The 17,589-nt window shown below is 68.7% G+C and carries 18 protein-coding genes and 1 tRNA gene; 2 read left to right on the top strand and 17 right to left on the bottom strand.

The annotated features are described in order from the left end of the window. Window positions 1-295: 295 nt before the first annotated feature. The 3 genes from ABZV94_RS15420 to ABZV94_RS15430 form a co-directional block, all read right to left on the bottom strand. Window positions 296-829, bottom strand: coding sequence for a single-stranded DNA-binding protein (locus ABZV94_RS15420; protein WP_356340736.1), 534 nt, complete (start codon window positions 827-829; stop codon window positions 296-298). Between the two features lie 333 nt (window positions 830-1,162). Then, window positions 1,163-3,616: a GTPase gene (locus tag ABZV94_RS15425; protein WP_356340737.1), complete on the bottom strand. Its 2,454-nt coding sequence runs from the start codon at window positions 3,614-3,616 to the stop codon at window positions 1,163-1,165. A gap of 3 nt (window positions 3,617-3,619) precedes the next feature. Further along, a complete protein-coding gene (locus ABZV94_RS15430; RefSeq protein ID WP_356340738.1) occupies window positions 3,620-5,227 on the bottom strand; it encodes a dynamin family protein in 1,608 nt (535 codons plus the stop codon). A gap of 320 nt (window positions 5,228-5,547) precedes the next feature. On the opposite strand from ABZV94_RS15430, the gene ABZV94_RS15435 reads away from it, so the two are divergent. Further along, window positions 5,548-5,623: transfer RNA gene (locus ABZV94_RS15435), tRNA-Arg, on the top strand. Between the two features lie 178 nt (window positions 5,624-5,801). Here the strand turns inward: ABZV94_RS15435 and ABZV94_RS15440 are convergent. From ABZV94_RS15440 to ABZV94_RS15495, 12 genes are all read right to left on the bottom strand, one after another. Continuing rightward, on the bottom strand, window positions 5,802-7,202 hold the full coding sequence (locus ABZV94_RS15440; protein WP_356340740.1) for a site-specific integrase: 1,401 nt from the start codon (window positions 7,200-7,202) through the stop codon (window positions 5,802-5,804). Further along, window positions 7,202-7,402, bottom strand: a complete 201-nt coding sequence (locus ABZV94_RS15445) for a helix-turn-helix domain-containing protein (protein WP_171156200.1) — start codon at window positions 7,400-7,402, stop codon at window positions 7,202-7,204. Before ABZV94_RS15445 ends, ABZV94_RS15440 begins: the two co-directional genes overlap by 1 nt. Continuing rightward, entirely contained in the window at window positions 7,399-8,766 is a 1,368-nt protein-coding gene (gene repSA, locus ABZV94_RS15450) for a replication initiator protein RepSA (protein WP_356340741.1), read from the bottom strand. Before repSA ends, ABZV94_RS15445 begins: the two co-directional genes overlap by 4 nt. A gap of 127 nt (window positions 8,767-8,893) precedes the next feature. Beyond that, window positions 8,894-9,211, bottom strand: a complete 318-nt coding sequence (locus ABZV94_RS15455; RefSeq protein WP_356340742.1) for a SpdD-like protein — start codon at window positions 9,209-9,211, stop codon at window positions 8,894-8,896. A 24-nt stretch (window positions 9,212-9,235) separates the two neighbouring features. Beyond that, window positions 9,236-9,391 (bottom strand): hypothetical protein, encoded by a 156-nt coding sequence (locus tag ABZV94_RS15460; RefSeq protein WP_101417603.1) that lies wholly within the window; start codon window positions 9,389-9,391, stop codon window positions 9,236-9,238. Between the two features lie 12 nt (window positions 9,392-9,403). After that, the gene (locus ABZV94_RS15465) at window positions 9,404-9,595 is read right to left on the bottom strand and encodes a mobile element transfer protein (RefSeq protein ID WP_356340743.1); all 192 of its coding nucleotides are present in this window, start codon (window positions 9,593-9,595) and stop codon (window positions 9,404-9,406) included. A gap of 1 nt (window position 9,596) precedes the next feature. Continuing rightward, on the bottom strand, window positions 9,597-9,791 hold the full coding sequence (locus tag ABZV94_RS15470; RefSeq protein ID WP_356340744.1) for a hypothetical protein: 195 nt from the start codon (window positions 9,789-9,791) through the stop codon (window positions 9,597-9,599). Window positions 9,792-9,809: 18 nt separating this feature from the next. Beyond that, window positions 9,810-10,496 (bottom strand): DUF2637 domain-containing protein, encoded by a 687-nt coding sequence (locus tag ABZV94_RS15475; RefSeq protein WP_171156188.1) that lies wholly within the window; start codon window positions 10,494-10,496, stop codon window positions 9,810-9,812. Next, window positions 10,496-10,699, bottom strand: a complete 204-nt coding sequence (locus tag ABZV94_RS15480; protein ID WP_171156186.1) for a hypothetical protein — start codon at window positions 10,697-10,699, stop codon at window positions 10,496-10,498. Before ABZV94_RS15480 ends, ABZV94_RS15475 begins: the two co-directional genes overlap by 1 nt. Window positions 10,700-10,780: 81 nt before the next feature. Further along, window positions 10,781-12,136 carry an FtsK/SpoIIIE domain-containing protein gene (locus ABZV94_RS15485; protein WP_356340746.1) on the bottom strand — a complete coding sequence of 452 codons (1,356 nt, stop codon included), beginning with the start codon at window positions 12,134-12,136 and terminating at the stop codon, window positions 10,781-10,783. 2 nt (window positions 12,137-12,138) lie between these two features. Next, window positions 12,139-12,495, bottom strand: coding sequence for a hypothetical protein (locus ABZV94_RS15490; protein ID WP_171156182.1), 357 nt, complete (start codon window positions 12,493-12,495; stop codon window positions 12,139-12,141). Window positions 12,496-12,632: 137 nt separating this feature from the next. Beyond that, window positions 12,633-13,412 (bottom strand): GntR family transcriptional regulator, encoded by a 780-nt coding sequence (locus ABZV94_RS15495; RefSeq protein ID WP_356340747.1) that lies wholly within the window; start codon window positions 13,410-13,412, stop codon window positions 12,633-12,635. Window positions 13,413-13,430: 18 nt separating this feature from the next. On the opposite strand from ABZV94_RS15495, the gene ABZV94_RS15500 reads away from it, so the two are divergent. Continuing rightward, the gene (locus tag ABZV94_RS15500; protein ID WP_356340748.1) at window positions 13,431-13,895 is read left to right on the top strand and encodes an NUDIX domain-containing protein; all 465 of its coding nucleotides are present in this window, start codon (window positions 13,431-13,433) and stop codon (window positions 13,893-13,895) included. Window positions 13,896-14,246: 351 nt separating this feature from the next. On the opposite strand, the gene ABZV94_RS15505 is transcribed toward ABZV94_RS15500, so the two are convergent. Both ABZV94_RS15505 and ABZV94_RS15510 read right to left on the bottom strand, forming a co-directional pair. After that, window positions 14,247-14,630, bottom strand: coding sequence for a hypothetical protein (locus tag ABZV94_RS15505; protein ID WP_356340750.1), 384 nt, complete (start codon window positions 14,628-14,630; stop codon window positions 14,247-14,249). A gap of 1,266 nt (window positions 14,631-15,896) precedes the next feature. Next, complete coding sequence (locus ABZV94_RS15510; RefSeq protein ID WP_356340751.1) at window positions 15,897-17,519, bottom strand: DUF6119 family protein; 1,623 nt, start codon at window positions 17,517-17,519, stop codon at window positions 15,897-15,899. Window positions 17,520-17,589 lie beyond the last annotated feature (70 nt).

Genomic DNA, 17,589 nt, shown 5'->3' on the forward strand with positions numbered 1-17,589 from the left:
CGTATCGACAAATCCACCTGTTGGTCCGGTGCGCTTCGGGCGGTACGCACAGCTTGTGAGTGCGATCAGCGACAAGGCGTGGGCGAGCATGGTTCGCTGACGTGGCGTCACCATCGGCAGTCGTCTCACTGACGTGGCGTCACCACCGACAGCCATCTCACTGACGTGGCGTCACCGTCGGCAGCCATCTCACTGACGACACGTCACCATCAGCAGCCTTCTCGCTGACGTCACGTCGCCAACAGCAGCCCGTCTCGCTGACGTCATCTGACCGCTGGCAGCCCGCTCCCCGACGTCACGTCACCGCCACCGCCTGCTGCTCCTGTGGGGCGAGTCCGTCTTCTTCCGCGCCCTGTTCGTGCGTGCCGTGCCGCTGCCGACCGTGCTGTTCCGGCTGTCCGTCCCGCGGTTCCGCCGGCCGCGGCGTCTCCCAGTCCGGCTCCGGGCGGGCCGCCGCCGGTGGCGCCTCCGGTTTGACCGCGCGCTGGAAGAACGCCATACCGCGCGACAGGTCGTGGCCGATCGCGACGGCGTCGATGTCGGCGGACGCCCACTGCTGCTGGCCCTGCACCTCCGTGCGCACCTTGAGCCGGCCCTGGACGACGACCGGCTGGCCCACCTCCACGCACGCGGCCACGTTGACCGCGAGCTGTCGGTTGGCCCACACCGTGAAGAAGTTGGTGTGCCCGTCGGTCCAGGCGTTCTTCTCCCGGTCCCAGTAGCGCGCGGTCACCGCGAGCCGGAACCGGGCCGACGGTCCCGTCGCCAGCTCGCGGTACGCCGGCCGGGTCGCCACGTTGCCCACCACACAGACGTTGGTCTCGTTCACTTCGATCGCTCCCCTCCCCCGCCCGGCCCGTTCCGGCCGGGCGGACACGCGTGCGGGCCCGTCCCGCACGGCTGCGTCTGCCGTGCCGGCGCGTACCTCTGCCGTACGCGCCGGCACTCCCGGCGACCGCCCGCACCGCCCGCCGTTTCATCTGGCCGGACCCGCCGTGCGATCGCCGTGACCTCAGACTGCCTCCGTCGGGCCGAGCCCGCTGAGCGCTGTGGACGACCGTCCCCCTGTGGAAAACCCCGCCACCCGCGCGAGTGACGACCGCCCGCCCCTCCGGTCACCCACGCCCCGCCAACCGCCCCTCCCCGCGCCGATCCGTGGTGCTCACCTCACCCCGCTTCCGCTTCCGGCGCGCACGACCCTCCCGTACTGCTCACGGACCTCCCGGTACCGCAGCAGCTCCGCCGCCACCGGGTCGAGCACCCGGGCCCGGCCGCAGCTCGCCGCCGCCTCCCGTAGCCGGCGTTCCGCTTCCTGGCCGTAGCGCCGCGCGGGCCCCCGGGCCGCCATCCGGCAGGCCCACTCCACCAGCGGCCCGCCGATGATCCCGCACACCATCAGCAGCACCGGAACACCCAGGTTGGGCGCCATCACGCCGGCGATCTGGCCCACGAGCCACGCGCCGCCCGCGATCTGCAGCAGGGTCATCGCCGCCTGGACCAGTACGGCCACCGGCCACCAGCCCGGCCGGGGCGGGCGGCCCGGCGGCAGCCCGGCCCGCGCGGCCAGGTCGTCCAGCGCCTCCGACAGTCCGTGGGAGCCGCGTACGGCCGCCTCGCGCACCGCCTGGGCCCAGGGGGCGGGCAGCCCGGCCGAGGCCCGGTCGGACACCGTACGCACCGCCTGTTCGACGCTCTGCCGGGCCGTCGCCTCCTCGTCGGCCTGGGCGCGCACCGCGTGCCGGCCCGTCGTGGACTCGCCACGGCCCTGGTACCAGCGCCACAGCCGCAGCCAGGGTGTGCCGCAGGCGCGGTTGGCGTTGCGCAGCCAGGCGCGCTCGGCGGCCTCGCCCGCCGCGGTGGCGCCCACCCCGTCCGCGAGCCGCGCGGCGAACTCCACGCGCGCCTCCTCGCTGAGGCCGACCCGTCGTCCGGTGGCGTAGACCGGCCGCAGCTCGGCCGCGGCGGTGTCGACGTCGGCCGCCACCCGGCGGGCCGCCGCGCCGCGCTCCGCCACGAACTGGCCGAGCGCCTCGCGCAGGTCGCCGACGCCGTCGCCGGTGAGCGCGGACAGCGCGAGCACGGTGGCGCCCGGTTCGCCGTGCTCGCCGAGGGCGATGCCGTCCTCGTCCAGCAGCCGCCGCAGGTCGTCCAGGACCTGGTCGGCGGCGTCCCCGGGCAGCCGGTCCACCTGGTTGAGGACGATGAACATGATCTCGGCGTGGCCGGCCATCGGCCGCAGGTACCGTTCGTGCAGGACGGCGTCGGCGTACTTCTCCGGGTCGACCACCCAGATGACGGCGTCGACCAGTTTGAGGATCCGGTCCACCTGTTCGCGGTGCTGTACGGCGGCGGAGTCGTGGTCGGGTAGGTCGATCAGGACCAGCCCGCGCAGCTGCCCCTCGGTGTCGGGGCCGTGCAGCGGGCGGCGGCGCAGCCGGCCCGGGATGCCCAGGCGGTCGATGAGCCCCGCGGCGCCGTCGCTCCAGCTGCACGCGATGGGCGCGGCCGTGGTGGGACGTCGTACGCCGGTCTCCGAGATGGGTACTCCGGCGAGCGCGTTGAACAGCTGGGACTTGCCGCTGCCGGTCGCTCCGGCGAGGGCGACGACGGTGTGCCGCCCGGAGAGCTTGCGGCGGGCGGCGGCCTCGTCCAGGACGCGGCCGGCCTCGGCGAGGGTGCGGCTGTCGAGCCGGGTACGGGAGAGCCCGACGAGTTCGCGCAGGGCGTCCAGGCGGGAGCGCAGCGGGCCGTCGTACGCCAGTGGGGCCGGGGTGTGGCTGCCGGGCCCGCGGTGTGCGGGTTCCGCGGCGGTGGCACGCTCGGCGGCGAGGGTGGCGGCGCTGGCGTCGGTGACGCGCCGCGCGATGAGACCGTCGTCCCAGGCGCCGGAGGAGTCGGGTTTGGCGTCGGTACCGGTGCCGGTGGCCGTACCCGTGCCGGTACCGGCACCAGTACCCGTGCCGGCGCCGGTCGTGGCGCCCGCACCGGTCGCGGTGGTGGTCTTGGGGGGCGAGGCGTCGGACGAGGAGCGGGGCTTCGGCGAGTGGGGCTGTGGCCGGGGTACGGAGACGCCGGAGACGCCTCCCTCCTCGGCACTGTGCCCGCGCGCGGGGCGGTCACGATCGGGGGTGCGGTCACGATCGGCCGTACGGTCGCGTTCGCCGTTGCCGTCCGCCTCGGAGTGGCGGTCGGTGTTCTCGTCCGTCACGCGCGCGGGGCGCCCGCTGCCGGTGCCCGGGCCTTTGCCGGCGTCCGGGCCCTCAGCGGCGTCCAGGTCCCTGCCATCGCCCTCGTCCGAGCCCTCGTCCTCGCCCCTGCCGCCCTCCACCCCCTTCCGCTCGCCCTCTGCTTCCCCGGAGAGGCCGAGGGCGGCGGGCCGTGCGTCCGCGTGACGATCGGAACGATCGGTGCCCGGGTCGTCGTCCGCGCGCTCCGCCTTCGCGAGGCTCAGGCGCGCTTCCGGCAGGCCACCCGCGCGCTCGACGCCCCCGACGGCGCCGGAGCCGAGGTGACCGCCGTGCTTCCCGGACCCTGTGTCGCCGCTGTCGCTGCCGTGGTCCATGCGCCTCATGTGCTCTGTGTGATCGGTGTGGTCGTGGTCAGTGACGGCGGTCACCGGTCACCTCTCCTTCTGCAGTACGGACAGCGCGGCGATGAGTTCGGCCTGGGGCTCGGGACGGACGTCCAGGGCGTCGAGCGGGGCGAGGCGCCGCTCGCGTTCGCGGTGCATGACGCGGTCCACCTGTTCGATGAGCAGTCGTCCGGCCCGGTCGCGCAGCCGCAGCACGCCGTGGGCGCCGAGCCGCTCGGCGAGCCCCTCGCCGGCGGTGCGCGCCCGGCGCCCGCCGAGCACGGCGGTGGCGACGAGGGCGGCGACGACCTCCTGGTCGGGGGCGCCGGTGCGCTCCAGCACACGGACCTCGTCCTCGGCGTACTCCTCCAGCTCGCGCCGCCAGCGGCGGGCCGCGAGCCCGATGCGGTGCTCGGCGCTCTCCAGGGAGGCGTCCCGGGCGGCGAGCCCGGGGGCGTCGGCGGCGGGTTCACGCCGCCAGGCGTTGTCGACCCGCTCGTCGGCGGCGGTCACGGCGCACAGCAGCAGGGCCGCCAGGCTGTCCACGAGGGCGTCCAGGAGTTCCCCGGCGGTGCAGTCCAGGGGGAAGGCGCGCCAGCGCTTGAGGGCGTCCCCGGCGAGTACGGCGCCGGACTGCAGGCGGGCCCGCACGCGCGCGTGCTCCTTGTCGTAGGCGGTCTCGACGGCGGAGGTGAGCCGGAGGGCCGCCGCGTACTGGGCGGCGGCGGCGCTGGCCAGCTCGGGGAGGCGGGATTTGAGCGAGTTGAGGACGCCGTAGGCCGTACGGGCCATGACCTGGTGGCGGGCGGCGGGGTCCTGGGCGTGGTGGACGAGCCAGCTCTTCAGGGGGGCGACGGCGGTGGCGGGCAGCAGTCCGGCGCCCCAGGCCGACTCGGGGAGCTCGGGCACCGTGAAGCGGGGTACGTCGCCCAGCCCGGCCTTGGTGAGCAGGGCCGCGTACTGCCGGGAGACCTCGGAGACGACCTGGTGGGGCACCCGGTCCAGGACGGTGACGAGGGTCGCGTCGTACTCCTTGGCGGTGCGCAGTAGGTGCCAGGGGACGGCGTCGGCGTAGCGGGCGGCCGTCGTGACCATGATCCAGATGTCGGCGGCGCAGATCAGCTCGGCCGCGAGGACGCGGTTCTCGGCGATCAGCGAGTCGACGTCGGGGGCGTCGAGGAGGGCGAGCCCGCGCGGGAGGGTGTCGGCGGTCTCGACGCGCAGCACGCGCGCGGGGTCCTCGTCGGTGAGCAGCAGCTCGTCGGCGGGGTCCTGGTGGGGCACCCACACGCGGGTGAGCTGGGGGAGCACGCGCATCCCGCTGAACCAGTGATGATCCTCCGGATGGCAGATAAGGACCGGCGTGCGGGTGGTCGGCCGCAGCACACCGGCCTCGCTCACCCGTCGGCCGACCAGGGAGTTCACGAGCGTGGACTTGCCCGCGCCGGTGGAGCCGCCGATGACGGCCAGCAGTGGCGCCTCGGGCTCCCGTAGGCGGGGCACCAGATAGTCGTCGAGTTGCGCGAGGAGTTCGTCGCGGTTGGCACGCGCGCGTGGCGCCCCCGCAAGGGGCAGCGGAAAGCGTGCGGCGGCGACACGGTCGCGCAGAGCGGAGAGTGTGTCGAGCAGCTGAGGCCGTACGTCCAAGGTCACCACATGCGAAGAATGCCCAATTTTAGGGGAATTCTGAAGCATATAGACATGTCTGCGCGCCGACGGAACAGATCGGACGGAAGGGATGACCGGGACACGGGCACAGGCCAGGCATAACGACTGCACAACACCCGGTGCGCCAGGCGCCAAAAGCGGTGCACGATTCGTACCTGCCTGCGATTATCAGGACCGCTTCACCGAACCTCCACATCGAGCCACGGAGGCGAAGCGACAGGGTCAAGGAACCGGGAGCCCTATCCTTGACCCCGGCAACGTCACGGGTCAGCCCCCACCAGGGCACCAGGCACGAGGCCACCCCACCGGCCCCCGTAGCTCAGTGGATAGAGCAGGCGCCTTCTAAGCGCTTGGCCGCAGGTTCGAGTCCTGCCGGGGGCGCCAGTCTCCGCCCTCCCACTCGGGAGGGCTTTTCGCAGGTCAGATCGGTTTTCAGCGGGTACGACGAAGCCCCGGACGCCCTCTTGATGATCAAGAGCAGACTCCGGGGCTGTCCGGCTGTCACCGGGTTTTCGCGGGTGGCCGGGTCGCATACGTGGCGAAGTTCTCGACCGGTCGAAGATCAGCCAGTGCCCGGCATCTCCGCCTCCGGAAGGTCACCCGCAGCTTCCAGCCGCCGCTTCAGGTCCGGCAGCTCCCCGTCGACGCACCGGGCGTAAGTCGCCAGCAGCACGGCGACGCTGTTCCCGGCCCACTCGGCCACGTGAGCGGGCGGGATGCCGTCGTTGAGCCACTTCGTCAGGCGCGTGTTCCGGCTGTCGTAAACACGCCGTCCGGTGGGTGACTCAAAGACGTGCGGGGGCAGTACGGCCTTGCGCGCACTGCGCCACGCCCGGCGGATGACGGAGCCGGCGAGGATGCCACCGAACTCGCCCTGGATGAGCAGATCACCCGGCTGGAGCTGTTCATCGGCGATGTGCTGCCGCAGGATGCGCGTGAGGGCCGGGTGCCCCGGCACCGTGCGCGTCTCGCCCTCCGCCCGGCCCTTCAGGTCACGTTGCTCGTGAATCTCCCCCGTGTCGGTCCACTGCTTCCCGATCTCCGGCGTCGCCGTGTGGATAAGCAGCTCGCACCGCTGGTCGTCGGCGTCGGGCTCAGGCAGGGTCACGTCCTCCACGCGCATGGCTACGGCTTCCTCGGGCCGGGGGCCGCAGTAGTACAGCGTGGCGAAGAAGGCGTGGAGCCGCTTGCCGCCCCGCGGCCGGCGCCGGATCCAGTCGAGGATGGCCGCCGCCTGCTCGGGATTCAGCAAGGACCGCTTGTCCACGGCGTTCGTGGTCTTCGTGGCCGCCGTCGACTCCTTGCCCTTGGGAAGGGGGTTGGCCCGAAGGATGCGCCGCAGGATCGCGTACTTCATGGCGACGTTGAGGATCCGGCGGTTGCGCTTGCGGGACCAGGCCGCCGCTTGCTTGCCGTCGAGGCGGGTGTCGATGGCGTGCAGGACCTGGTCAACCTTCTCCGGGTCCTCCCAGGTGGAGACGGGCAGAGAATTCCGCTCGACCCACTTGAGGATGGCCACCACCTCTCGGGGAGCGTCCGGACGTCGGTTGGTGTTGAACGCCCACTCACGCAGCGCGGTGCGTACGGCCGCAGGGGCGAACTGGGTGGGCTTGGCCCGCAGCAGCGCGATGGTGGTCGCCGTCATGGTCTTGGCGATGTTCTTGCGGCTGTTGCCGCCGAGTTGAGACCAGCGGGCGTCCACGTACTCGACGGCGAACTTGTACCAGCTCATGGCAGCCGACTTGGAGCGATGGGACACCGGGAGCCCCGTGGCGACGAGGAAGGCCTCACCCTTGCCCGTGGCCCGGATGAGTTCCGAGCGGAAGCCCTCGGCGAGCGCGACGGTGTTGAAGGGCTCACGCCAGCGCTTGCCCGCGACCACCCAACGCACGGTGTACGTGGTCTTCCGCGCGCCCTTGTAGGTGAGGATCTTGTCGATCTTCACGTCATACGTCGTCTCCATCAGGCGGCGTCCTCGCGGTCGTCGAGCCAGTGATCGAGGTCGCTCCGCCGGATCCGGAGGTCGCCGTTCGGGAGCTTGATGCAGCGCGGCGCACGGCGCTTGGCCCGCCAGTCGTAGAAGGTCGAGCGGGAGATGGCCAGTTCCTCGCAGACCTCCGCAAGGGTGAGCATGGTCCGTCGTGACCGGATGGCCGTGGTCATTCCGTGCTCCCTTCGTTCAGGAGGGCCTCGCGGGCGGTTTCGCGGTTGGTCTGGAGGTCGCGGGCGATGGTCGCGGCCAGGGCGGCTTCGCCTGGCGTGTGGCCGTGGCCGGCGTACTGCCAGTCGGACAGCACGAGGACGGTGTCCGGCTCGCGGTAGTCAAGGCCGAGGACGGATGCCTCTTGGGCGGCGCGGTAGTCGGCGCGCTCCTGGCGGAGGGCGCCGAGGGTGGTGGAGTAGGTGCGCGACTTGGACGAGAAGTGCCCGCGGAAGCCGAGCATGTGGGCCCAGGCCCAGAGGCGCCGGTCCGGGTAGAGGCTGTCCAGGTCACGGCACGCGGTGATGAGCCGCCGGGTGTGGTCGGGGACCTGGTGGCGGTCGAGTTCGGCGAGTTCGCCGATACGGCGGTCGAGGGTGCCGGTGTTCTCCGCGGCTTTGGTGGCGTACTTGGCCACGTACGAGGCGACGGCCTGTTCGGTGATGTCGGAGCCGTCACCGAACGCCTTGACCGGGCGGACGTCAAGCTGTCGGCCCCAGCGGAAGGTACGGGCCGGCTCGTCACCAGCAGCCGGGACCGACACGGACGTGTACGAGTGCGCTGCGGCGGCACGGACCGCGTCCGTGAGGAGGTCGACCGTGGCCCAGACGGGCGGGGGTGTCCCGGGCCCCTCCGGGCCGTCGAGGCGTACGACGGCGTGGAAGTGCAGGGCGCCGCGCTTCTGGAACTCGGCGACCTTGCCGTACGAGACGCGGAGGTGTCCGGCGAGTTCCCGGCGGGGCAGGCCGGCGCGGGCGGCGAGTTCGCGGCGGAGTCGCGTGGTGAACCGCTGCCAGAGCTGACCGGCGTGGTTGTTGAACAGCACGGCGCCCGCGTAGTCGTAGCTGTCCGGGTCGAGAGCGGTGCCCAGCTCCGGAGCGTCGGGCGCGTGCGGCGTGCCGCAGCGGCAGGTGCCGTGATCGGGGCGGTTGTGGACCGGGCCGAACGAGGGGGCCGTGAGGGTGGCGAAGACGCGCGGGTGATCGCGGACGGTGGCGGGGATGTCGCGGCGGTCGTCTCCGGCCAGGCCGGCGCGGATCAGGTGGTACGTGTCGCCCGCGTAGGTCCAGGCGCAGGACGGGCAGCGGGAGGCGCGGCGGTTGCCGCAGGCGAGGCGGAGGCGTCCGCCCGGCTCCTTCTCGGTGGAGTAGTGGTGCAGGGTCTCGCCGCTGGTCTTGTCCTTGTGGAGGACCCAGCCAGTGAGGTGGATCGGGTCGGAGCAGCCGCTGGTGCGGCGGATCTGGTCCTCCCAGCGGGCGTAGTCCGAGGCCGAGGCCACCCGGAGCACGTCTCCGAGAGTGATCGGGTCAAGCAATGTGTCGGGCATGCGCGCACTCGGTGTCGCGGGTGAGGCGCGGTGGGCCATGCTTGGGGTTCCTTCCGGTTGCGAGATCGGACAGGGACGGCGCCCGGGCGGCGGATGCTTGGCGGTATCGAGGCCGCCCGGGGGCCGGTCAGCGACGCTTGGCGTCGGAGGCGAGCAGGGAGCGCAGGACGACCGCGCAGACGGCGACCGAGGCTCCGGTGATGGCGACCGCCAGGAGCAGGGAGACCAGGACGGCTCCGAGCACCAGGACGACGGCCGTGCCGCCGCCGATGAGGGCGAGGGCGGTGCCGGGGGTGAGCTGGACCGTGGGCCGGACCGGCGTGGGAGGCGTCGGGGCGACCGGCGGGGCCCCCGCGTTCGAGATGATGGCGGTCGGCTCAACGACGACGGGCGGTGTGCCGAGCCCGGTCGGCGTGGGCATGGTCGGGATCTTCGGGCGGAACATCGGTGCTCTCCTCTCGCGGGCTGGTTACTTGACGAGGGCGTTGATGGCCGGGGCGAGGACGCTGTCGGCGAGGAGGAAGCCGCCGAGTAGGAGCACGGCGATGAGCCAGGCGGGCGGGCGGATGAGTTTGACGCCGAGGTAGCCGACGACGAGCAGCGCGAGCCAGAGCGGGACCTGCATGGCGGATGTCTCCTAGCGGACGCGGCAGCGGTGGGTGCGGGCGGCGAGCTGGGCCGCGGACTGGCTGGAGTAGTCGGCGGACCAGCCGCAGCCGTCGGAGCTGCACACGGCGGCGTGCTTGGTCTGGCCGTTGCGGTCGCGGTGCGTGCCGATCTGCACGGGGCCGATGCGCATCACGGAGTGGAAGTGGTCGCGGGCGGGCATGTCAGTCGGTCTCCTCTCGGGTCGTGGTCGGGGCGGGGAAGCCAGCACGGATGTCGGCGGCGGTGGCCGGGTCGGCGGTGAGGCGGGCGGCTTCCTCGGCGAGCAGGTGGGCGAGGAAGGGCCGGTTGGCGGCGGCCGTCTCACGGGCGCCGTCGAGGTAGTCGGAGGCGGTCAGGTCGCCCGGGTCACGGATCACTGGTCTTCCTCTCGCCGATCAGGCGAGGTGGGCGGCGATGGCGTCGGCGAGGTGGGGCGGAACGCCAAGGCGGGAGCGCAGGGTGTCGGGGTCGATCGGGGCCCCGGTACGGGCGCGGTACTCGTCGGCGACTTTGCGGGCGTGGTCGACGAGGACGGCGGGGACCTGCGGAGCGGAGGCCGGGGCGGGAGCTTGGTCCGAAGGGGACGGGGCCGCGTCAGGCTCGGGTACGGCGTCTGTGGCCGAAGCGGCTTCGGCGTCCGGTACCGGCTGCTGAGCCGGCGGCTCCGCGCCCTCGGCCTCCGCGACGGGTGCCGGCGGAAGCGGCTCCGACTCCGCAGCCGACGAGTGAGCGAGGAGCGTGCCGCCGAGGAAGGCAAGAGCAGGCCATCCGGCGATGCCGAGGCGGAGCAAGGCGGGCGGGTCGGTCAGGTCGAGGAACCCGGCGGTGGCGACATTGGCACCGAGCGAGGCGCAGAGTGCGACCAGGAACCAGCACCAGGCCAGCCGGGACGGGCCCTCACTGCGCAGGCGCCGCCAGGCAGCCACCAGGAGGAGATCGACGCTGACCGGGTAGGCCCATGCCTTCCACCCGTTCTGTCCGGCGGCGGAGGCCAGGTCGTGCAGATGCGCGAAGGACAGGGCGCCGGCGATGACGGCCTGCACCAGGACCGCGTCGACGCGGAGGCCGTGACGAGCACCCATCAGGAGTCACCCGGGTAGGCGGGGCCGCCGTCGGGGTCGTAGCCGTCCGGGAACACGCCGGGCGGCGGCTCCGGCAGGGAGACGGCGAGGGAGGGACTGACGGCTTCCACGAAATCGAGGTCGGCGCCGGTCGTGTCGGCGTAGAGGGCGAGTTGGCCGAGCAGGAGCACGGTCCGGGCGAAGTCCTCGCAGTTCGGGCACACAGCGAGATCTCCTTTCTTGGGCATGGTGGGGTAGGAACTTGGCGCGAGAGCGGTCGCGCCGACCGGTGGGAATCCGAGAAGTCAGGCGGTAGCCGGGGAAGGCTTGGCCGCCAGCAAGGGAGCGTCGGCCGAGCCGGAGAGAGCGGGCCGGAACGGAGCCAGCTCGGGCAGATCCGGCGTCCGGTCGGCATGCCGGTTGCAGATGTTCACGGCTTGACGGAGCGAGGTGTGCGGAGCGCGGATGCGGTGCCAGCCTCCGGACGAATCGCCCGCGATGGCGAGCCCCCGCATCTCCGCCGGGATCTGAATGGCGGCGACGACGGCGTCCGGGGCGATGTCGCCGAAGGCCATGTTGGCGGAGGTCTCGTCGTTGACACGGTGCGCGGTACGGCCGGTGAGCTGGGCGCGGAGCATGGTGATGCCCTTGCCGAGTTCGGAGCCGAAGCGCTGCCCACAGATTTCGAGGTAGATACCGGCCGCTCGGCCGAGCTGGGCGAGGCGGACCAGGGCGGTGATGATGCGGTCCCGGCGCTTCTCCTCCTCCTTGTTGGAGTACAGAGCGAGTTCGGCAACCTCGTCGACCAGGACCACGACCGGGGTCGGGCGCAGATCGGACGGCAGGTCCCAGATGTCGGCGGCGATCTCCGCGTCCGGCACGTCGGCGGCGAGGCGCTGCTGAGCCCTGATGACCTGATAGATGCGCTCCATCCGGACCACGAGCGCGTCCAGCACGTCGGCGGCGGTGTCGGGGTCATCGGCCAGCGCGGAGAACCGGCGGGCCAGTGGGAACAGTTCAACCCCCTGCTTGCAGTCGATGCCGACGAGGGCGACGTCCATCGGGGCGAGCCCGGCGACCAGGTTGCGCTGGTAGACGGACTTGCCGGACTCCGTGGCCCCGAGGGTGAGGGCGTGGGGTATCGCCCGGTAGTCGCGGTAGTGCACCGAGCCGTCCTGCCGCAGGGCGACCGGTACCCGCATCGGCCGGGTGTCGGTCTTGGCCGGCATCTGCACCCGCTTGAGCACGTCGTAGCCGGTCATCCGCACCTCTACGACGCCGGAGCGCAGCTCCCGCGAGGTCACGCCGTACATCGAGAAGGAATGCCGGAGCCGGTCCGAGGCGGCGGCGACGTCGAAGGCGTCCTGCCCAGGCCGCAGCTTGAGCCGCAGGACCAGGCCGGTACGCGTCGGCCGCAGCCGCAGAATGCGCGGGGCGCGTGGCCCCGGTATCGGCCGGTTGGTGGCACGGGCGAGGGCGAGCCGCCACCGCGCGGGCGGAACGGTCAGCCCGCACGCGTCCATGACGGAGCCGTACCGGACCAGAACCCGCACCACGGCCAGCGTGACCCCGAAGGTCAACCAGTACCAGGCGGGGCGCCGCCACCGCAGAACACCTACGGCGGCGGCGACCAGCATCAGAGCGACCGTTAAGGCGGTCATGATCAGGCCGCCTTGGGCCTTGCGGCGGCATCGGCGAGCGAAGTGACCGCGACGGCGCGGAACGCGATGCCGTGCCGCTTCTGGCCGTTGAAGTCGTTCTCCCAGGGCCGGGCGATCAGGCCGGTGAGCGCGACCGGCGTGCCCATGGCCAGCTCGCCGGTGATGCCGGGCTCCGGGACGGTGATGGAGAGGATCTCTACCTCCTCGTTCGCCGCGAACATCACATCGACCGTCATCAGCTTGGCCCCGGTCTCGGCGTCGGTGGCGATCTCACCGGTACGGCGGTCACGGACCTTGACCTGCGGGGACTTGGCAACCATCACGACGGCACCGGAGGTGTCAACGGGAATCTGACGCACGGAGGGCACTCCTCTATAGATGCTGGACTCAGCCACTCATGTACATGAGTGACAGGAAGAAGAGTGCCGACTCCTGTACATGAGTCAACCCGCCACGAAGAAGAACTCGTGACGGGCTGCCGAGAGTTGAGTGCGCGTCAGTCGACGGCAGGGATCCGATACTCGAAAACGAACTGGTCAGCGGCCATAAGGGTGTCGCACACCTCGGCCACGAGACCCGCGGTCGTACGAGCCTCACGGATCAGATGAACCACGGGCGCCCCCGGGCTCAGCGCCAGCTCCGAGGCTTCCGCCTTGGAGGCCGGCCGCGCTTGCAGCGTCTCGACGAACTCCGCGAACTCATGTCCGTGGTCTTCGAGTCGGGCGTAGATGCCACCTCCGCCGGGGTTCTCGGCGAACAGCTCCGGGATGTCCTTCACGACGTCCCAGGGCAGATACGACGTCGCGGTCTCGACCGGTGTGCCGTTACGGAAGTAGAGACGCCGACGAGCCAGCACCTGCGTACCGGTCGGAACGCCCAGCCGCTGGGCCGCATCCTCTGGCGCCTCCATGGGTCCGATGTAGAGAACGCTGACCTTGGCCGTGGCGCCGGACTGGGCGGACTCCGCAAGATAGGCCGCCTGTCCTCCCTGCCGGAGCGAACGCCGGAAGCGATCAGAGGAGCGGTGCCGCACCGGAGGCCGGTTCTTCACGATCGAGCCCTTGCCATGCCGGGTTTCTACGAGCCCGCTCGCCCGCACCTCGACCATGGCCTTACGGATCGTGCCGCCGGACACGCCGTAGCGCTCCACCAGCTCAGACTCACTCGGCACCATGTCGCCAGGCTTGAGGACCCCCGCCCGGATCTGTTGCACGATCTCGTCCGCGATCTGCACGTACCGAGGTCCGGACCCGACCCCTCCCGCCGCAGTTCCCATAGTCCTTCTCTGCCTCCTATGCTCCTCTACATGAGTCAAGCACAGGAAGCGACGCCGTCTCCCCTGCACTCCGTATCCGTGGCCGGAGTGGTGGTGCGCGAGGACGGCCGCCTCCTGGCAATCCGCCGAGCCGACAACGGCACCTGGGAACTCCCCGGCGGCATCCTCGAACTCAACGAGACCCCCGAGGCCGGCGTGGCCCGCGAGGTCCTGGAGGAGACGGGCATCCACGTCGAGGTGGACGAACTGACCGGCGTCTACAAGAACCTCACCCGCGGCATCGTGGCCCTGGTCTTCCGGTGCAAGCCCTCCGGCGGTACCGAGCGCACGTCGAGCGAGTCAACCGCGGTTTCCTGGCTCACGCCCGACGAGGTCAGCGAGCGCATGTCCGAGGTCTTCGCGGTCAGGCTCCTGGATGCCTTGGACGGCAACGGCCCTCACGTACGCAGCCACGACGGCAAGCACCTGATTCCAGCGGGATAAAACCTTCTCTCCTTCATCAAGGCCCGCGCACAGCGCGGGCGCGCGCCGCCTCTGCGGCGCGGCCTGCCTCCTGTCTTCGCCCCGGCTGGCCGCGCCCGGCGGCGCGCTGCGTGCATGCCGGCTGAGGTAGGGACCCTCTCCGTGGCTGGGGCGGTCGGCTCCACGGCTTTAGGCAGCCAATTTGGCGCGAGCCTCGAAGATCATGGCCCAAGATCGGGCACTAACGGGCAGGATCGCAAACCTGCCCGATCCGCTGGCTAGCGTAATGGGCCATGATCACTCGCGCCAAATCAGCTCCAGCCCAAAGCCGTTCCACCGACCTGAGGTTTTCGACTGCTACAGCATCTCGGTTTATGCACCGCGAATCGCATCAATCAAGCCGAGAAGATTATGGGCACGGCGGCCATAAAGGAGAGCGAGGATGGCGACACCACAACCACCAATTACGTATGGAGTTACATCTTCCGGCAAAGAAAGAAGGCTGACACCGACAGCGCAACCAGCAATTAAGACGGCCGCCAATGCGAGTCTCAATGGTTCCCAATCCCGCACAGGATTCAGATCCGCTTCGAAATCTTCTTTATCGAGAAGGGCTCCAATCTTACCCTCCATGGAGCGTGTGCCGATCTTCATCAACAGGGAAGCCAGTGGAGTCAGCGCCGCATCCCCCTCGACATCAACTCGTGATTCCGCCTTGCGCAATTGCGAGACTACTAGTTGTGCATGCTTCTTCAATTCGCGCCTTCGGTGCGACCGAACGGGAAGCTGATGGCTGTGACGGTGAAGGGTAAGGATCCCGTCCTCCACATGCGAAATCTGCTTGGCCAGATGACGTAGGGCGCTGGGTCGCTTAGCGGGACTGGCCCTCATCACGTCAGCACATGCCGTCACTCCTCGTGCAACGTTATCCAAAGCACCATAGCGCTGCCATATGCGAGTCTTTCGAGAGAGGGACCATCGCTGCCCCAGGGCAGTGCTGAAAGCTAGAAAAGGGGGCAGCCACTGAAACGCCGTCCAAACAGCAGCGCCAAAGACAGCTTTCACGGTTGGCGAGGTAAGCGTCTCATTAATACTCCGAAAGTGACCGCTCTCAATTAGATGCCATCCGTCAACAGTCGGCCTGCTGAATCCTAGATATATTCGCTGAGCATCCCCCTTGATGAAGTTTGTGACCATACCGTCGACCCATATGATAGCTAGGAAGGAACACAACAGGCCGATGATGGGAACCCTTGCGCCGCGATACAAGCGAGCACGTAAAAGGGCGCGCATCTTACGCGGCGCAGGGGGGAGCCTCAGGCATGCAAGGCTCCCCTCTAGTCTACTTACGAGGCCTTCATTGGGCTTAGAACGTCTGACGCTCAACTGTCGCCTGATGCTTCCAATCACAAAGAAACATCATGCCATCCATGTAGCAATATGGTGAGTGGTTGCGTCGTGTCCGGCTGAGTTGTGGCTGTGCAGCCCAACCGAGTTGCTCCGCGACGAGGATGCTGGCCGCTCCAGCGCGAGGCACGGGCCGTCTCCGGGCCGTCCGAGGTCACCCGACGCCGACCGACAACGACAGAAGCCCATGGCGTCTGCGCTGTTCAGAGCCATGGGCTTCGTCATTCTCGCCGGTGAGCGGGACCGGTGATCAGTAGACCAGCGTGTGAGCATCCGCCCGAACCGTCCTCGGCAAGGCGCTCGACGGTGACCGACGTCGACAGGAGCCGGCAACTCGGCAGCAGGTCAGGACTTTGATCAGTTAGGCGGCCGCAGGTCACGGCCGCCGGTGATCAGTTGCGCTCTGCAGAGCGTGCACCTGCTGCACAAGCTACTTACGGCTGCGGTATGAAGCTGTGAAGACGGAGGCCTGATCAGAAAAGACAAGCATGAAACGCTTCACAGGGGAGGGCAAACTGGATCCTGGCGGGCTGGCTGCACTACTCATCGGCGGCTGCTGCGCGGGCAGCGGATGTCGGCGGCGTTCGGCAAGTGCTTTCCGTTCCCGCCGCTACGCTAGCCTGATCGTGACGCTTGCTTCTTACGGGGGTTCCTCTTCTTACGTCGCAGTGATCCTTCAGGCATCGGAATGCGCGCCAAAGCCACGCCGAGACCAAGTCGCTGCACTATGCGCGCATTGAAAAGTAGGCTTATCTTACTGAAGAAGAACAAATTGTCGGCGAGATCCCCCGCGCGGTCGTTGGCTATCGCATAAACGATCACAGGGCCGTCACTCGGCTCCTCAATAGCCTCATTCCAGTACTCCGAGGCATCGCGGTAGATGCGAGCCTTGTAGTCCGGCTCACCTCTGTAAAGCTCCGCCGAAACGCTGCCTTGACTGAACAAGTGGGAGAGGGTGGCCGAGCTTGACTGCTGCTTCACGCAAATCAGATGCATATCTTTGGTTAGAAGATCGCAAATCTCGATCTTCTGCGAGGGTCCGCCGATGTAATAGTTGTCCTTGTCGAGCAGGACCCAACCATGCTTCTTGGCAACTCGCTCATTGTATTCACCTTCCTTCTCCTTAGGGTCCCACTCGTCGAAGTCAAAATCGCGCGTCAGATCAGGGATCGCACGAATGGCCTCGTTAACCGATGCGACGTAATCTCTGTTCACCTCGTACCAATCCCCGAGGGACAGCACATACGTCTTACCTGAATACTCCAACTCGCAGACGACCCAATCACGTAATGTACGCTTCTTCCCTGCCGCCTGACCAGAGTCCGAGACGGGCACAACCTTAATTTCACCTAGAGGGTCGTCTCCCCCATAAAACTCATCCAAGAACCTATACACGCCACCCAAGGTGACTTCGTCAAGCTCGACCACTCTCCTGCGGGCAGAAATCTCGAAGTGATTTACTTGCTCATCGTCGATGATCTGAGGCATCGCGAGTGAAATTTTTCCATCCCTCCGCTCCTTCATCCAGTCGAGCAGCGTCTCATCGAGGGCGGAAACAACTTCGGAACCCTCACTGAGAGGTTGGAAGTAGTCCAAAAACGGGAACCCGCGCTTGTAGTCCGTGGCCTTGTATCGTTCCAAGAGTTCGGCGAGAACCGCAGGCAGCCGCTTCAAGGGGGCTGAAATATTGATTTGAAGCGAGTCTGCACCGGCCAGGCTACTGATATGGGAGAGCTTGCCGGTCTTGCCTTGAATTCTGCGTACCCAATCTTGCTCCAAAGGAATGGAGAATTCTGAGATCCGACTCCCGGCGCTTAGGTGAGTACGCTGCTGACGGGTGACTGCGTCAAGATTACGCGTGTCCACCGTTACTAGGTCATTCTCGTCCACCGAGTTAGCTGACACTCGCAAGCCGAAGCCTTTTTCAAGCTTCGCAGGGTCGAGCGCGTTGTAACCTGACATGCCGAACGTCAGGGCGAAAATTCGTCCGGAAACCTTCACCAACAAGACGAAAGATGTCGAAGTGTTCCAGATTTCGGAGACGTTAAAGTGAGGCTTCAGAAAGCTGAGCCATTTAGGCTGGGTTGGCTTGTCCTGCTGAATATAAGCCTGCGCCGGGAACCCCAGAGAAGCAGCAGGGTCCAGTTTCTCAAGTCCGAGACTCTCGATGTAAACGGGCCTGATGAGTTCGGAGAAGTCCGCGACATTCTCGCGCGCAAGATGCACCGTTAGCTTCATGACGCCCCCCTACACGTAGCCACCCTGAACCTCACCATAAGCGTGAATGTGTTCAATGGGAAGTGTGCAG

The sequence above is a fragment of the Streptomyces sp. NPDC004658 genome, assembly GCF_040609555.1.
Taxonomy (GTDB): Bacteria; Actinomycetota; Actinomycetes; order Streptomycetales; family Streptomycetaceae; genus Streptomyces.

Coding starts and splice junctions, on each gene's coding strand:
- ABZV94_RS15440 (WP_356340740.1), bottom strand. CDS start 7,202: ATGGAGACGACGTATGACGTGAAGATCGACAAGATCCTCACCTACAAG.
- ABZV94_RS15445 (WP_171156200.1), bottom strand. CDS start 7,402: ATGACCACGGCCATCCGGTCACGACGGACCATGCTCACCCTTGCGGAG.
- repSA (WP_356340741.1), bottom strand. CDS start 8,766: ATGCCCGACACATTGCTTGACCCGATCACTCTCGGAGACGTGCTCCGG.
- ABZV94_RS15455 (WP_356340742.1), bottom strand. CDS start 9,211: ATGTTCCGCCCGAAGATCCCGACCATGCCCACGCCGACCGGGCTCGGC.
- ABZV94_RS15460 (WP_101417603.1), bottom strand. CDS start 9,391: ATGCAGGTCCCGCTCTGGCTCGCGCTGCTCGTCGTCGGCTACCTCGGC.
- ABZV94_RS15465 (WP_356340743.1), bottom strand. CDS start 9,595: ATGCCCGCCCGCGACCACTTCCACTCCGTGATGCGCATCGGCCCCGTG.
- ABZV94_RS15475 (WP_171156188.1), bottom strand. CDS start 10,496: ATGGGTGCTCGTCACGGCCTCCGCGTCGACGCGGTCCTGGTGCAGGCC.
- ABZV94_RS15485 (WP_356340746.1), bottom strand. CDS start 12,136: ATGACCGCCTTAACGGTCGCTCTGATGCTGGTCGCCGCCGCCGTAGGT.
- ABZV94_RS15495 (WP_356340747.1), bottom strand. CDS start 13,412: ATGGGAACTGCGGCGGGAGGGGTCGGGTCCGGACCTCGGTACGTGCAG.
- ABZV94_RS15500 (WP_356340748.1), top strand. CDS start 13,431: ATGCTCCTCTACATGAGTCAAGCACAGGAAGCGACGCCGTCTCCCCTG.
- ABZV94_RS15510 (WP_356340751.1), bottom strand. CDS start 17,519: ATGAAGCTAACGGTGCATCTTGCGCGCGAGAATGTCGCGGACTTCTCC.